General features: G+C 71.5%; 16 protein-coding genes. 7 read left to right on the top strand and 9 right to left on the bottom strand.

Annotated features, from left to right (window positions below; genetic code table 11):
* Positions 1-111 precede the first annotated feature (111 nt).
* Entirely contained in the window at positions 112-450 is a 339-nt protein-coding gene (locus tag OG452_RS27720) for a DMT family transporter (protein WP_327298285.1), read from the top strand.
* Entirely contained in the window at positions 450-1025 is a 576-nt protein-coding gene (locus OG452_RS27725; RefSeq protein ID WP_327298286.1) for a TetR/AcrR family transcriptional regulator, read from the top strand. Before OG452_RS27720 ends, OG452_RS27725 begins: the two co-directional genes overlap by 1 nt.
* A 27-nt stretch (positions 1026-1052) precedes the next feature.
* Here the strand turns inward: OG452_RS27725 and OG452_RS27730 are convergent, their stop codons facing one another.
* Positions 1053-1925: a winged helix-turn-helix transcriptional regulator gene (locus tag OG452_RS27730; protein WP_327298287.1), complete on the bottom strand. Its 873-nt coding sequence runs from the start codon at positions 1923-1925 to the stop codon at positions 1053-1055.
* A gap of 168 nt (positions 1926-2093) precedes the next feature.
* Between OG452_RS27730 and dapD the strand changes: the two genes are divergently transcribed.
* A complete protein-coding gene (dapD, locus tag OG452_RS27735) occupies positions 2094-3092 on the top strand; it encodes a 2,3,4,5-tetrahydropyridine-2,6-dicarboxylate N-succinyltransferase (protein ID WP_327298288.1) in 999 nt (332 codons plus the stop codon).
* 30 nt (positions 3093-3122) lie between these two features.
* Here the strand turns inward: dapD and dapA are convergent, their stop codons facing one another.
* The 4 genes from dapA to OG452_RS27755 all read right to left on the bottom strand — a co-directional run bounded on the left by dapA (position 3123) and on the right by OG452_RS27755 (position 7765).
* Positions 3123-4016 carry a 4-hydroxy-tetrahydrodipicolinate synthase gene (dapA, locus tag OG452_RS27740; protein WP_327298289.1) on the bottom strand — a complete coding sequence of 298 codons (894 nt, stop codon included), beginning with the start codon at positions 4014-4016 and terminating at the stop codon, positions 3123-3125.
* A 131-nt stretch (positions 4017-4147) separates the two neighbouring features.
* Entirely contained in the window at positions 4148-4747 is a 600-nt protein-coding gene (locus OG452_RS27745) for a COG4315 family predicted lipoprotein (protein WP_327298290.1), read from the bottom strand.
* A 153-nt stretch (positions 4748-4900) separates the two neighbouring features.
* Positions 4901-5773: a signal peptidase I gene (gene lepB, locus OG452_RS27750; RefSeq protein WP_327298291.1), complete on the bottom strand. Its 873-nt coding sequence runs from the start codon at positions 5771-5773 to the stop codon at positions 4901-4903.
* A 147-nt stretch (positions 5774-5920) separates the two neighbouring features.
* Entirely contained in the window at positions 5921-7765 is a 1845-nt protein-coding gene (locus OG452_RS27755) for an endonuclease/exonuclease/phosphatase family protein (RefSeq protein WP_327298292.1), read from the bottom strand.
* 235 nt (positions 7766-8000) lie between these two features.
* Here OG452_RS27755 and OG452_RS27760 point away from each other — a divergent pair, with 235 nt between their 5' ends.
* On the top strand, positions 8001-9485 hold the full coding sequence (locus OG452_RS27760) for a hypothetical protein (RefSeq protein WP_327298293.1): 1485 nt from the start codon (positions 8001-8003) through the stop codon (positions 9483-9485).
* A gap of 83 nt (positions 9486-9568) precedes the next feature.
* Here OG452_RS27760 and OG452_RS27765 read toward each other — a convergent pair whose 3' ends face one another.
* A complete protein-coding gene (locus OG452_RS27765) occupies positions 9569-10339 on the bottom strand; it encodes an SDR family NAD(P)-dependent oxidoreductase (RefSeq protein ID WP_327298294.1) in 771 nt (256 codons plus the stop codon).
* A gap of 105 nt (positions 10340-10444) precedes the next feature.
* Here OG452_RS27765 and OG452_RS27770 point away from each other — a divergent pair, with 105 nt between their 5' ends.
* On the top strand, positions 10445-10675 hold the full coding sequence (locus OG452_RS27770) for a CarD family transcriptional regulator (RefSeq protein ID WP_164267523.1): 231 nt from the start codon (positions 10445-10447) through the stop codon (positions 10673-10675).
* Positions 10676-10883: 208 nt separating this feature from the next.
* Positions 10884-11471, top strand: coding sequence for a TetR/AcrR family transcriptional regulator (locus OG452_RS27775; protein WP_327298295.1), 588 nt, complete (start codon positions 10884-10886; stop codon positions 11469-11471).
* A gap of 46 nt (positions 11472-11517) precedes the next feature.
* On the opposite strand, the gene OG452_RS27780 is transcribed toward OG452_RS27775, so the two are convergent.
* Both OG452_RS27780 and OG452_RS27785 read right to left on the bottom strand, forming a co-directional pair.
* On the bottom strand, positions 11518-11673 hold the full coding sequence (locus OG452_RS27780; protein ID WP_327298296.1) for a hypothetical protein: 156 nt from the start codon (positions 11671-11673) through the stop codon (positions 11518-11520).
* A 187-nt stretch (positions 11674-11860) separates the two neighbouring features.
* Entirely contained in the window at positions 11861-12544 is a 684-nt protein-coding gene (locus OG452_RS27785; RefSeq protein WP_327298297.1) for a winged helix-turn-helix transcriptional regulator, read from the bottom strand.
* 88 nt (positions 12545-12632) lie between these two features.
* Between OG452_RS27785 and OG452_RS27790 the strand changes: the two genes are divergently transcribed.
* On the top strand, positions 12633-13844 hold the full coding sequence (locus OG452_RS27790; RefSeq protein ID WP_327298298.1) for a pyridoxal phosphate-dependent aminotransferase: 1212 nt from the start codon (positions 12633-12635) through the stop codon (positions 13842-13844).
* 21 nt (positions 13845-13865) lie between these two features.
* On the opposite strand, the gene OG452_RS27795 is transcribed toward OG452_RS27790, so the two are convergent.
* Positions 13866-15077, bottom strand: coding sequence for a TerD family protein (locus OG452_RS27795; RefSeq protein WP_327298299.1), 1212 nt, complete (start codon positions 15075-15077; stop codon positions 13866-13868).
* Positions 15078-15148 lie beyond the last annotated feature (71 nt).

The raw sequence follows: 15148 nt of genomic DNA on the forward strand, positions 1-15148 counted from the left end.
ACGCTCCCGCCCACCCCGAGTCCTGTGCCACTGCTCGCTCCGTTCCCGTGCGTCGTCCGGCCGGATTTCCGTACCGGATCCCGTTGAACGGCATACCGTAGCCCGTCGCTGATGTGTACGGTCGTACGCATGCCCTATGTACTGCTCGCCGCGGCCATCGCCGCAGAGGTCGGCGGGACCACCGCCATGAAGTACAGCGACGGATTCAGCCGGCTGTGGCCCTCGCTGGCCACGGCGGCCGGCTATGTGCTCGCCTTCGTCCTGCTCGCCCAGGTGCTCAAGTCCCTGTCGGTGGGGACCGCTTACGCGATCTGGGCCGGCACCGGCACCGCCGCCATCGCGGCCATCGGCATGATCTTCCTGGGGGAGTCGCTGAGCGTGGCGAAGCTCGCCGGTATCGTCCTGGTCATCGCCGGGGTCGTCCTGCTCAATCTGGGCGGCTCGCACTGATGGCCCGGCGCTACGATCCGGACCGCCGGGACCGGATCATCGACGCCGCGATCCGGGTCGTCGGCGACCAGGGCATCGCCGGGCTGAGCCACCGCTCGGTCGCGGCGGAGGCCGATGTGCCGCTCGGATCGACGACGTACCACTTCGCCACCCTCGACGAACTGCTGGTCGCCGCGTTGCGCAAGGTCAGTGACGAGCCGCGGACCGGCATCGGGGCGTGGGCGCGGGCACTCGCCGAACCGGGCGAAGGGCTGGCCGGCCGGCTCACCGCGCTGCTCGGGCGGCTCGTCACGGGGGACCGGAGCCGGGTCCGGCTGGAGTACGAGCTGTATCTCGCCGCACTGCGCCGTGAGGCCCTGCGGCCCGTCGCGGCGGAGTGGCTGGACGCTTTCGTGGAGGTGGTCCGGGCACATGTCGGCGGTGACGCCGCCACGGCTCGCGCGCTGGTGGCCCTGTTCGACGGGCTGCTGATCCAACTCCTGCTCACCGGGCGGGCGTTCGACCCGGACGAGGTACGGGACGCGCTGGGCCGGATCATCGGGGGCCGGGATGGTCCGGGCCGGGCTCTCCCGTGACGCGGGCCCCGCAGCCGCCGGCCGCGGTCAGCGGCTGACCGCGGCGAGCGCCGCCCGCACGCTGTCCTCGATGTCCGTGACCGGGTACAGCGCCTCGCGGACGGTCCGGTCCCGGTCCACCACGAGCGTCAGCCGCTTCAGCCTGCTGACCCCCGCCGTGCGGAAGGTCGGCAGCCGCAGCGCGGCCGCCAGCTCCAGGTCCGCGTCGGAGAGCAGCGGGAAGCGCAGCCGCTCCTTCTCGGCGAACGCCCGCTGCTCGTCCGGGCGCTGGGTGGATACCCCGTGCACGGCAGCCCCGGCGGCGGTGAACTCCGCCAGCCGGTCGCGGTACGTGCACGACTCCAGGGTGCAGCCGGAGGTCCCCGGGATCCCGGCCCAGCCGGGCGGGTAGGAGGCGCGGTCGGCGTAGGCGGCGGGGAAGCAGTACAGGACGGTGTGCGCGGCGGCCGGGTCGACCGGGTCCAGCGGGCGCCCGTCCGGACCGGTGAGCCGCAGCTCGGGCACGCGCGTGCCGATCAGGCCGCGTACCCGCTCGGCCTCCTTCGACGTCTCACCGGCCGTCGCCATCGTGGTTCCCTCTCCCAGGATCCAGGTGTCCCCCCAGTCCTGGAGGGCGATCAGCACCGGAAGCAGCGCGCTGCCCCGTGGGGTGAGCCGGTACTCGTACCTGGCCGGGCGGTCCTGGTACGGCTCGCGCCCCAGCACCCCCGCGTCCACCAGCAGGCGCAGTCGCTCCGTCAGTACCTTGCGTGACATCCCCAGCTCCCGCTGGAGCGCGTCGAAGCGGTGCACCCCGCGCGCGGTGTCCCGCACGATCAGCAGGGTCCACCAGTCGCCCACGACATCCAGGGCCTGGGCGATCGCGCAGTCGGCGTCGTCCAGGCGGGTGCGCTGTGTCATGGCCCGCTCCGTCCTGGTCGTCCCGGTCGCGTCGTCCCGGCCCCCGCTGTTCGTTCCCCGTGTGCGGGCTCATGGTGCCACAGTGAGTTCCCGTCGGGAACTCGGTGGACAGGGCCGACCGCTGAGACCGGTTCGCCGGTGCGGCGCCCGGCCGGTTAGGTTTTGGTCATGACCGACACGCTCTCGCAGACCCCTGCCCGCTCCACCGGCGCCGTGGCCGCCGGACTTGCCACGATCGCCGCCGACGGCACCGTCCTCGACACCTGGTTCCCCGCGCCCGGACTGGCCGCCGAGCCCGGCCCCGCGGGCACCGAGCGGCTCTCCGCCGAGCGCGCGGCGGAGCTGCTGGGCGAGGCCGCCCCGAAGGCCGTGGGCCCCGACCCGCGGCGCGGCGTCGAGGTCGTCGCCGTCCGTACGGTCATCGCCTCGCTCGACGACAAGCCGCTGGACACGCACGACGTCTATCTCCGGCTGCACCTGCTCTCGCACCGGCTGGTCCAGCCGCACGGCCAGAGCCTGGACGGGATGTTCGGCCTGCTCGCCAACGTCGCCTGGACCTCGCTCGGTCCGGTCGCCGTGGACGACATCGAGAAGGTGCGGCTGAACGCCCGCGCCGAGGGCCTGCACCTCCAGGTCACCTCGATCGACAAGTTCCCGCGGATGACGGACTACGTGGCGCCCAAGGGCGTCCGGATCGCCGACGCCGACCGGGTCCGCCTCGGCGCGCACCTCGCCGACGGCACGACCGTCATGCACGAGGGCTTCGTCAACTTCAACGCGGGCACGCTCGGCACCTCCATGGTCGAGGGCCGGATCTCCGCGGGCGTCGTGGTCGGCAACGGCTCCGACGTCGGCGGCGGCGCCTCCACGATGGGTACCCTCTCCGGCGGCGGCAACGTCCGTATCACCATCGGAGAGCGCTGCCTGGTCGGCGCCGAGGCGGGCGTCGGGATCGCGCTCGGCGACGAGTGCGTCGTCGAGGCCGGGCTCTATGTGACCGCGGGCACCCGGATCACGATGCCCGACGGGCAGATCGTCAAGGCACGTGAGCTCTCCGGCGCCTCGAACATCCTCTTCCGCCGCAACTCGGTCACCGGCACGGTGGAGGCCCGCCCGAACAACGCGGTCTGGGGCGGCCTCAACGAGATCCTGCACAGCCACAACTGAGGCTGCCGCGCCCCCTGTCCGGTGCCGGTCTCACCCGGCGGCTGGCAGCTCCGCGTACGCCCTGCGCAGCCCGTCGACCGCATCGCGGCCGGCGGGCCGCAGCGGTTCACGGACCGGCCCGGCCGGCAGTCCGGCCGAGCCGAGCAGGGCCTTCGCGGTCACCGTGCCCGGCAGGCCGGACGCCATCATCAGCTCCACCAGGGGAGTGTTGAGCCGGTTGAGCCGTGCGGCCTCGGCGGGATCCGGCGCGTCGTACGCGTCGAGCACCGCCCGCAGCTGTCGCGGGACCACGTTCGCGACCGTACTGACGAAGCCCGATCCGCCGACCGCGTACAGCGGCAGGTTCAGCTCCTCGCAGCCGGAGTAATAGGCAAGCCCGGTACGGGAGATGACCTTGGTGGAGCCCAGCAGGTCGTACGCGCAGTCCTTCACGGCCGTGATGCGCGGGTGCGCGGAGAGCCTCAGCAGCGTCCCGGTACCGATCCGGGTACCGGTGCGGCCGGGGATGTCGTAGAGCATCACCGGCAGCCCGGTGGCGTCGGCGACCGTACGGAAGTGGGCTTCGACGGCGTCCTGCGGAGGGCGGCTGTAGTAGGGGGTCACCACCAGCAGACCGTCCGCGCCCGCGCTCTCGGCCGACCGTGCGAGCTCGACGGTGTGCCGGGTCGAGGCGCTGCCCACCCCCGCCACGATGTGCGCCCGGTCGCCGACGGCCTCGGCGACCGCCCGTACCAACGCGGTCTTCTCGGCATCCGTGGTGGTCGGGGACTCCCCGGTGGTGCCGCTGAGGACGAGCCCGTCACACCCCGCACCGACCAGATGCTCGGCGAGCCGCTGCGCGCCCTCCAGGTCGAGCTCACCGGCAGCGGTGAACGGCGTGATCATTGCGCAGAGTGCACGCCCGAAGGGCTGCGAAGGGGTCATGACGGCAGTCTCGCCTCAGCGGAGAGTGAAGGTCCACTTAGTTCTGCTCCGAGTAAGCGCGAAGCAGGACTGAACAGTGCCGGCCGGTGCCCGGGCCTGCGGACCGGATCGTGCGCGGGGTCAGCGGCAGATCAGTAGCCCGAGCCGCTGCTGGCACTGCTCGACGGGTTGGCGCTGCCCGAAGGTGAGCTGCTGGCCTTCGGCTGGGTGGTGATCTTCTTGCCGTCGGGGCCCACGACGAACCACTTGGCGCCGAACTGGGTGAGGCCCTGGCCGTTCATCTGGCCGGGCGTGCGGTCGCCCAGGAACGTATAGAGCGGGTGGCCCTTGTAGGTGACCTGCTTGCCGCCCCCGCTCCGGACCGACGTGCTCAGCAGTTTGTCCTGCACCCCGCTCTGCGCGGTCGGCTTGTTCTTGACCAGCAGCGGCGGCCACGCCTTGGCGCAGGAACCCGAACAGGTCGACTTGCTGGTCTTGTCCGCCTCGAAGACGTAGAGCGTCCGGCCCTTCCCGGTGACGAGGATCTTGCCCAGCGAGGTGTCCTTGATCATGACCGTCCGCAGCCCGGTCGAGGTCGTCGCGCTGCTCGACGCCGTCATGCTGCTCGACGGCGAGGATCCGGCCCCGGGGTCCTGGGACTTCGATCCGTTCGCACTGGAACAGCCGCTCACCGCCGCGGCGAAAAGGCCAACCGCAGCTACGGCGGCCGCTGTACTGATGCTGCTCCTCATGGAGGCTCCTCCGGTCGGCCGCCGGGCGGCGGCGCTGGTGGCCGGCCCCGAGCGGGCCGCCGGATCCACTCGACCGCGACTCCCGGCGGCGGGCCACCTGGAAAGAGCCGTCCGGAGTACAGCGCCAGGAAGCCGGGCGGCCGCCGCCGACCGCTACGACGCGTCCGGGGCGTCCGCCCGGCGGGTCCGCTCCGGGGCGCGCCTGCGCCTGCGCCAGAGCACCAGCGGCACGGCGCCCAGCAGGCCGGCCGCGGCGGGGGCCGAGGCCGCCGCCGCGCTGAGGCCGGACTGGCTGAAGGTGGCGGGGACCGGCAGGTTGTTCAGCCGGTTGAGCGGCCAGGCGACGACCTCGGCGCGCCCCACGACGTCCTTCACCGGGACGGAGCCGCCGCCCTTCTTGTCCTGGTGGTAGCGGGAGTCGGCAGAGTACTGCCGGTGGTCGCCCATGACCCAGATGTGGTTCTTGGGCACCTTGATCTTGAACTGGCCCTGCGGGTCCGTACTGCACGCGGTGTTGCCGGGGAAGACGTACGGCTCCTTGAGGGCCTTGCCGTTCACCCTCACCGGGCCCGTGCCCTTGCACTCAACGGTGTCGCCGCCGACCCCGATGACCCGCTTGATCAGATCCTTCTCGTTGGCGGACGGCATGAGCCCGATGTAGCTCAGCCCCTTCTGGACCGGGTTGGGCTTGCTGACCGGCTCGTCCGCCAGCCAGCCGTCCGGGTCGTGGAAGACGACTACCTCGCCGCGGTGCGGCTCCGCACCGAACCACGGGGTCAGCTTGTCCACCAGCACGCGGTCGCCGGTCTGCAGCGTGTTCTGCATGGAGTCCGACGGGATGGAGAACGCCTGCAGCAGGAACGTCTTGATCAGCAGCGCGAGCACCAGCGCGATGACGACAAGCAGCGGCAGCTCCTTCCAGAAGGAACGCTGCGTGCTCCTGGTGGTCCTGCCGCGCCCCGGGTCCCGCGCGTCCGACGCGTCGCTCTCCTGGCCTGACTCCGTGCCGACCGTCACATCCCCCACCCTCACTGCATTCGGGAGCTGGATAATTCCACCCAGATCTTCGCACGCATCCCGCCCCGCCCGGCTCACGTCCTTATCCCGGGCACATACAGGACCGGCGGGCGGGGGTGCGGCACGGCACCCCCGCCCGCTGTCCGGCCGGTCGCGCTACGGACGGAAGCGCAGCACGCTCGGGTCGTGGTCGCTGTCCTGGTCGGCGAACTCGGCGTTGATGTGGACGATGTCCAGCTGATACTTCCGTACCGACGGACTCACCAGGATCTGGTCCAGGATCTGCGAGTTGCCCTCATACACATAGGAGTACCGCTCGTTCGCGGGCAGCGAGTAAGCGGTCGCAGACAGCGCCTTCCCGTCGGTGAGGATCTTCGCGGTGCCGGAGAACTCGAAGTCGTTGAGGTCGCCGAGCACCACGACCTCGGCGTCCCGCTGCACCGAACGGATCTTCTTCACGAACGTGTTCACCGCCTCGGCCTGCTCGTGCCTGGCCGTCTCCGAGCTGCGCGCCGGAGGCTGGTACTGCGAGTCGATCGCCTGGTCGCCACCCTTCGACGCGAAGTGGTTGGCGACCAGGAAGACCTTCCTGCCGCGGAAGGTGAACTCCCCGGCGAGCGGCTTGCGGCTGTTCTTCCAGGCGGGGTTGGCCGGGTCGATGCGGCCGGGGGAGTAGGTCAGCGCGGCCTTGCCGCCCTGGGACACCACGCCGGTGGCGCTGGTGGCCGTACCGCCCGCGCGGTCGGTGAAGCCGACGCGGTCCGGGATGTAGAGGAAGCCCTGGCGGATGTTGCCGCCGGGCTCGCCGCCGTCCGCCTTGTCCACCGGGTCGATGGAGCGCCACTGGTAGCGCGGGCCGCCCGCCGCGACGATCGCGTCGATGAACTTGCCGACCGTGACATCGGCGGCCACCACGCCGTCGTTCTTGGCGCCGTCGTTGTCCTGGATCTCCTCGACGGCCACGATGTCGGGCGATGAGAGATGGTCCACGACCCCGGCCGCCAGCCTGTCGAACTTGCTCTGCGGGTCCGTCGGGTCCAGATTCTCCACGTTGTACGTGGCGACGGCCAGCTCGTCCTTCCGCTGCTTGCGGGTGACCTCCGGCTTGGTACGGCCCGCCCTGAAGGTGCCCAGCCGGCGGGCGGCCACGGTGTACGTACCGGCGAACTGGTTGTAGTCCAGCGGGCCTTCGGTGGTCCCGGTCAGCGAGTCACCGACATTCGCCACCGGGAACGCCCCGGCCGTGGCGGGGGCCAGTGACTGGACCATCAGCCGTCCGGTGTTCTGCGAGGTGTACCCGTTGTAGAGGGTGCCGCCGCGCGGGGTCGGGCGCTCGCCCGGCTTCACGGTGACCCACAGCTCCCGGTAGGCGTCGGTCGCGCCGGTGACCCGTGAGGTGCCGATCCGGACGTTCATGCCCTCCAGGGACTCGTAGCGGTCGAGGGCGTACTTGTCCGGCCGCAGGGTGAGGCCGTTGATGCTGCCGTCGGCCGCCTTGTCGCCCGCCGGGGCGAAAGTGCCGGGCACGTCATGGGAGTTGATGACGGTCGCAGCGGGCAGGGGGTTGCCCGACGAGACGACGGTCACGGCCGGCTTACCGATCTCGGTGACCGACTGGTTCCCGGAGGCGGCGCCGCCGGGTATGTACTCGTCGACTGTGCCGGAGACCGTGACCGCGTCGCCCACGGCGACGGCCGGCGCGGAGCCGGTGAAGACGAAGACGCCCTCGCTGGTCGCGGGGTCGGCGTCCGGGTGCGGATCCTGGAACCAGAAGCCCTTGGAACCGGACGTCCGCACACCTGTCACGATGCCGGGCACGCCGGTCACCGCCTTCCCGGCCAGCGGGGACAGGCGGGTGCTGCCCTGGATGTCGTGGATCCGGACCTCGGCCGCACCGGCCGACGCGGGCGAGACGGCGAGCAGACCGGCGGCCAGTGCGGCCGTGACCACGGCGGTGACGGCGGCCGGCTTTGCGAGCGGGAAAGCGGGAAGAGCGCGCATCTACAGAACTCCGGAGGTGAGGGTGGAGTGGACCGTGGGCTACGTTCTGCGTTCTACGCGCGTCAATCTCTTGTGTGGGGAGGGGAGTTGTCAAGGGTCCATCGGTGGACGGTGGTTGACGGGTACATGAACCAGGTGGCATGGGTCGAAATGCGTCTACGCTGGGTCGCCCGAACCGTATGCCCGAAGACCGCGCCCTCTCGCCGGTCGGTCTCAGCCCCGAGGAGAACCACCGATGTCCGGAGACCGCCGCCCCACCCTGCCGCCGGTGCGGCTGAACTCCGAAGCGGAACTCGCACGTGACGCGCTGGCCGCACCCCTCCTCACGCGCGCCGTCCGGCTGGCGCGCTGGGCCGGGCCCGGCACGCGCGTCGGCGCCGGGGGCGAGCTGGTCGACGAGCAGCTGCCCGCGGCCGCTGCCGAGCTGGGTCTCGGCGCGGACGAGGACGGCGCGGCCCTCGCGAGTGAGGCGTGGCGGCTCGCCGTCGACACCGGACTGGTCGACATCGTGGACGCCGATGACGGAGAGGGTGCCGAGGACGGAGAGGAAGCCGAGGGCGCGGCGGCCCCCGGCGAGAACCTGGCGCTGATCACGTCGGGCAGTCCCCAGGAGATCCTGGCGCTCTGGCTGGACGGACTGGAGACCGTGCACGCCGACGCCATCGCCCCGCAGTTCGACGACTTCGCCGATCTGGTGGGCGACGACGGCGAGATCGACTTCGGGAAGCTGGAGTGGGACCCCGAGGCGGAGGCGGAGTTCCTCGACGGCGTGCTGGGCAACCTCTATCTGCTCACCGTGACGGAGACCGGCGTCCAGGACGCCCCCGTGCCCCTCCCCGCGCTGGCCGCCTCGATGATCGTCCCCGACGACATGGGCGAGCCGACGGACGACGTACTGGAACAGGTGTCGGAGGCGATGATGCGCCTGGACGACCAGTTCAGCCTGCTCGAACCGATCGGCCTGGTCGAGTACCACCCGGTCGACGAGGCCCTGATGGCCGAAGAGGCGGAGTACGCGGAGGGGCAGGGGAGCCCGGAGCGGCCGGTGGAGGACGAGGACGTCTCCCGGTACGGCATGGTGCGGCTCACCCCGCTCGGTCTGTACGGGGTCCGGGCCCGGATGCTGGATGCGGGCGTCGACGCGCCCGCCGTCGGCGAGCTCGCGGACAAGGACGCGGGCGCCCTGCTCGACGCCCTCGTGAACTTCCCCGAGCGGGCTGCCCGCGCCGAGACCGTGCTCTGGCTCGACGGCCGTGTACCTGCCGCCGCCGCGAAGGAGTTGCTGTCCGCCGCGCGAGGCGTTGACCGGGGCGCGCCGCTGCGCCGGCTGCACTGCCAGCAGGCGCTCTCGCTGGTGGCCGACGACGCGGCGGAGCACGAGGTCCGCGAGGTGCTCGACGACGCGCAGCTCGGCGGGCTGGCCCGGGTCTGGCTCGCCGAGCGGGGTGCGGCCGACGTGCCCGCGCCTCCGGAGCCGATGATCTTCTGGCTGGCGATCGACACGCTGGCCGCACAGCTGGACGCGGACGGTGAGGTCGAGGAGCTGCAGGGGCTCGTGGAGGGGCTGACCGGGCAGCACAGCGGCTTCTTCGAGGCGGCCTGGCGCGTGGACCACCCGGCGACGGCCGAGGTGCTGGAGGCGATGGGGCAGCTGCACCCGGACCGCAAGGCGGCGAAGGACGCCCGTAAGGCGGCTTTCAAGGCCCGGTCGCGGGCCTGAGGCGGACGCCTGACCGAGAGGCGGCGCGGGCCGCCCGCGCCGCTTTCCGGTCAGGCCCCGGCTCGGACCGGCTGGCTGACCTCTCAAGTACGCAGGTACGACGCCCCGTTGAGGTCGAGCACGGTGCCCGACGACCACTCCGCGGCCGGTGAGGCCAGCCACAGCACAGCGGCCGCGATCTCGTCGGGCGACGCGACCCGGCCGAACGGCGACTGCGCCCGGATCGCCTCACCCTCGGCGCCGCTCAGCCGGTCCGCCACCCGCTCCGTCTCGAAGAAACCGGGGGCGACCGACGCGACCCCGATTCCGTACGGAGCGAGGGAGACGGCCAGCGACTGGCCGAGCGCGTGTACGGCCGCCTTGGTCGCGCCGTACGCCGGGTGGTCGGGCTCGCCGCGGAACGCCCCGCGCGAGCCGATGTTCACGATCCGGCCGCCGTGCCCCGCGTCGATCATGCGGCGCCCGGCGAGATGGCTGACCTGCGCGGTGGCGAGCAGATTGACGGCGACATGCTGCTGCCAGACGGCCACCCACTCCTCGTACGGCGTCCCGGGCAGCGAGTGGGGGCCGCGCATCACGGCGGCGTTGTTCACCAGTACGTCGATGCCGCCGAGCCCCTCGGCCGCGCGCCCGGCGACTTCGGCGGCCACTGCCGGGTCCGACAGGTCGCCGCCGACCAGGACGTGCCCGGAGCCCGGGAGCGCCGCGAGCGTGTGCCTGGCGTCGTCCTCCCTGGTCCCGTAATGCACCGCTACCCGGTCCCCGTTGGCGGCGAAAGCGTGGGCGGCGGCGCGGCCCAGGCCGCGGGAGGCACCGGTGATGAGCACACGACGGCCGGTTGCTGGGAATTCCATTCTCTGATCATCGCAGGCGAAATCCTCGCGGGGAATCCGTGTCCCAGGGCCGTGCGGCGGGACAGACATGGCGTGAGGAGGTCTCGCGGGCGCATACTGAAGGCAATGACTAAGTCAGCCGGATCCCGGCGCCACCTGCCCTCCAGTCCCTTCAACCGCCCGGCCCAAGCCGCCGCACCCATCGAGATCTTCGATGTCGGCGACCGTGTTTCGCATGATCAGTTCGGGCTCGGAAGAGTCATCGGAATCGAGGGCGACAATGACGCTGTGCTCATCGACTTCTCCGGGCGTCAGGGGAGGATTCTCAGCCCTTACGCCAAGCTGACCAAGCTCTGAGTCCGGCGAGGACAGGTCAGCCAGGTCAGTCAGCGAACGGCCGCCGGCCCCCGGGTACGAGGGCGGCGTGAGGTGACCCGGTGGGATGCCGGGTCACCGTTCCGTATGGGCCACCGGGGCGGAGCCGCCCGGTGCGGCGGGCGACATTGACGCCGGTCCCGGCGATCGCGACCATGAAGCGGGCAGTGGCGATCGCGAGGAGCATCTGATGCCGAAGCCGATGCGGGCCGATGCGCGCCGCAATTACGAGCGTCTCCTGAAGGAGGCGGCCCTGGCTTTCGCCGAGCGCGGGGTGGACGCGTCGCTGGACGACATCGCGAAGCGCGCGGGTGTCGGCTCGGGCACGCTCTACCGCCACTTCCCCACCCGGCAGGACCTCCTCGAAGGGGTCTACGTCGACAGCATCGACGAACTCGCCGACCAAGCGGTCGAGTTCGGCGCGTCGGCGCGAGCGCCGGGCGAGGCGCTGGCCGACTGGCTGCAGAAGCTGGCGGAGCAGATGATCCACCTTCGCGGCCTCAAGACGCTGCTCGGCGCGGCGATGGCCGACGGCAGTACACCGGTGATCTCGGACTGCAGCGGCCGGCTCATGGAGGCGGCGGCCGACCTGCTCACGGCCGCGCAGAAGGCCGGTGCGGCGCGCACGGACCTGGAGACCGCGGAGGTGCTGCGGCTCACGCACGCGGTCGCCACGGCCGCCGAGCTGGGTGCGGGCGGGCCGCCCGATGTACGCCGCTATCTGTCGCTGATGATCGAGGGGATCGGCGGCGGGGAGCCGAGGGCGATGTCCCGGTGAGCCGGGTCGGCCCCGAAGACGGGGGGCCCGGTCCGGGCCGGGGGCCTCAGGCCGCGGGCTCGATGCCGCCCTGTATCGCGGCGGCCCACTCCAGCAGCAGGATTTCGTAGTCCTCCGAAGGCCACTCGCCGTCCGTCTTCTGGGCATCGACGAACCTGCGGATGGCGTCGTTGGCCTGGGAGGCGGAAGGGGTGGTGGGCATACGAACAAGGCTACGGCCTGCCACTGACAGTTAACCCTCATCTGCGCGTGGTATCGGTCACGTGTTCCGCGCAAGGGCGTGTTGTCCGTCACTGGTACCGGTCAGTAGGGCGGCCGGCGGCCTTTAACGCGCCTTTATGTGGACGGAGTTCGGGCCGCGGGGTTGCCTCGATGCGGTGCGGCGCAGGTCACTTCGGAGCTTCAGCGCGCACCCCGGCCGACGCCCCGGCCGACGCCCCGGCCGACGCCCCGTGCGGCGCGCCGTGTGGTGCTCCGTGCGGCAGGGTTTCGAGCTTCGCACGGCCGTCCCGGATCGCGTGGTCGAGCGGGAGACTGCCGGCGGCGACCGCGATACAGATGTCGGCGTCCAGGGTGAGCCGGGCGTCCGGGCGCCCGGCGGGGCCGTCGCCGTAGAGCGGCTCGCCGCCGTCGGTGCGGACGTGGAACACCCCCTCGTCCATCCGGACCTCGACCACGCCGGCGCCGAGCCCCGCCAGGTGCCGGGCCAGCGGAATGGCGAACCAGTGCGCGCGCAGGGCGTCCGTCGGCCGCCGCTCGGCAAGTGCGGGCATACCCCAGTCGGCCAGCGCGGTGAGAACGGGCAGCAGCGCGGTCCCCCGGGGGGTGAGCTCGTACACGGACGCGGGTGCGGGCGGCGGCAGCCTGCGCCGGGTCGCCAGCCCCTCGCGCTCCATGTCCTTGAGCCGTGAGGCGAGCACGTCGGTGCTGACGCCCGGCAGGTCGGCGTGGAGGTCGGTGTAGCGGCGCGGGCCCGCCAGGAGCTCGCGGACGATCAGCAGGGTCCAGCGGTCTCCGACGGCGTCGAGCGCGCGGGCGGCGGCGCAGTACTGGTCGTAACTTCGGCGTGGCATACACCGCAGTCTAGACAGAAAGTTGGACTTTCCAAGCTACTACTTGGTAAAACCAAGTGAAGCAAGTGAGACCTGGGAGGGCCACGGCATGGAGTTCCGCCAGTCGAACAAATTGAGTGAGGTCTGCTACGAGATCCGGGGCCCGGTGATCGACCAGGCCAACGCGCTGGAGGAAGCCGGGCACAGTGTGCTGCGTCTGAACACGGGCAACCCGGCGCTCTTCGGTTTCGAGGCGCCAGAGGAGATCGTCCAGGACATGATCAGGATGCTGCCCCAGGCGCACGGCTACACCGACTCGCGCGGCATCCTCTCGGCGCGGCGCGCCGTGGCCCAGCGATACCAGGCGCTCGGGCTGCCCGATGTCACCGTCGACGACGTCTTCCTCGGCAACGGAGTCTCCGAACTCATCTCGATGGCAGTCCAGGCACTCCTGGAGGACGGGGACGAGATCCTCATCCCGGCGCCCGACTTCCCGCTCTGGACGGCCGCCACCACGCTGGCCGGCGGGCGGGCGGTGCACTATCTGTGCGACGAGTCGGCGGACTGGTACCCGGACCTCGACGACATGGCCTCGAAGATCACCGACCGCACCAAGGCCGTGGTGATCATCAACCCCAACAACCCCACCGGCGCGGTGTACCCGCGCGAGATCGTCGAGGGCATCCTCGATCTCGCCCGCCGCCACGGCCTCATGGTCTTCGCTGACGAGATCTACGACCAGATCGTCTACGACGACGCCGTCCACCACTCGGCCGCCGCCCTCGCACCCGACCTGGTCGTCCTCACCTTCAGCGGTCTGTCCAAGTCGTACCGCGTCGCGGGCTTCCGGTCCGGCTGGCTGGTCGTCACCGGGCCCAAGCAGCACGCGAAGAGCTATCTGGAGGGGCTGATGATGCTCGCCTCCATGCGGCTGTGCGCCAACGCCCCCGCCCAGTACGCCATCCAGGCCGCGCTGGGCGGCCGCCAGTCCATCAGGGATCTGACGGCGCCGGGCGGCCGCCTGCACGAGCAGCGCGACCGGGCGTGGGAGAAGCTCAACGAGATTCCCGGCGTCTCCTGTGTGAAGCCGAAGGGCGCGCTCTACGCGTTCCCCCGGCTCGACCCGAAGGTCCACCGGATCCACGACGACGAGAAGTTCGTCCTGGACCTGCTGCTCCGCGAGAAGATCCAGGTGGTGCAGGGCACCGGCTTCAACTGGCCGAGCCCGGACCACTTCCGGATCCTGACGCTGCCGCACGCCGACGACCTGGACGCGGCGATCAGCCGTATCGGCCGCTTCCTGGCCGGCTACCGCCAGTGACGCCGGGGTGGGGCCCCGCCGCTACAGGGCCTTCGCCGCAGGCTTGACCATGCCCCGGACCGTACGGGACTTCACGAAGTCGCCCACCGCCGTCATCTCCCACTCGCCCGAGAACTGCCTGATCAGCTTGGCCATCAGCACCCCGGTCTGCGGCTCGGCGCCGGTCAGGTCGAACCGCACCAGCTCCTCCCCGCTCGCCGCGTCGATCAGCCGGCAGTACGCCTTGGCCACCTCGGTGAACTTCTGGCCGGTGAAGGAGTTGACCGTGAAGAACAGCGCGGTGGCCTCGGCGGGGATCCGGCCGAGGTCGACCACGATCACCTCGTCGTCTCCCGCGCCCTCGCCCGTGAGGTTGTCGCCGGAGTGCTCGACCGCGCCGTCGAGGATCGAGAGCTTGCCGAAGTAACAGCTGTCGATGTGGTTGCGCTGCGGGCCGAAGGCCATGACCGAGGCGTCGAGGTCGATGTCCTTGCCCCGGAAGGCGGGCTCCCAGCCGAGGCCCATCCTCACCCGGGACAGGAGCGGCTTGCCGCCCTTGACCAGGGAGACCGTCTGGTTCTTCCGGAGGCTGACCCGGCCCTTGTCCAGGTTGATCCGCCCGGTGCCGGCGGGCGGGGCCGGCGGAGCGGCGGGCGGCGCGACGGTGACCCGGGGGTCCACCGGCGGCGCGGCCGGCATCGGCGGTGCCGCGGGGGCTGTGGCCGGGACGGGGGCGGGGGCGGGCGCGGCAGGCTCCTCGACCGACACGCCGAAGTCCGTCGCGATACCGGCCAGGCCGTTCGCGTACCCCTGGCCCACTGCGCGCACCTTCCACGCGCCGTTGCGGAGGTAGATCTCCACGATCACCAGCGCGGTCTCGGTGCCGAGCCGGGGCGGGGTGAACGACGCCAGGACGCTGCCGTCGTCCGTGGAGCGGACGGTGGCCGTCGGCTCGATGCCCTGGAACGTCTGGCCCGCCGCGTCCGGGCTCGCGGTGATCACGATCTTGTCGATGCCCGGGGGGACGGCGGCCGTGTCGACCACGATCGCGTCCGGCGCCGGGCCCCCGCCGGAGCGGTGGCTGACGCCGGGGCCCGACGGCTGGTTGTAGAAGATGAAGTCGTCGTCCGAGCGCACCTTGCCGTCGGCGGTGAGCAGCAGGCCCGACACGTCGAGCCGCACCGGAGCTGCCACGTCCACCGCGACGCGGGAGATCGGAAGCGGGATGTTCGAGCCTGGGGTCATTGCGGTCATGTCCGGAGGAACGAGCGGCAGGGCTTTACGGTTCCTTGAATCTTTTCCGGGCTCCCGGAAGCCCCTCCGAC

The sequence above is a fragment of the Streptomyces sp. NBC_01197 genome (assembly GCF_036010505.1).
Taxonomy (GTDB): domain Bacteria; phylum Actinomycetota; class Actinomycetes; order Streptomycetales; family Streptomycetaceae; genus Streptomyces.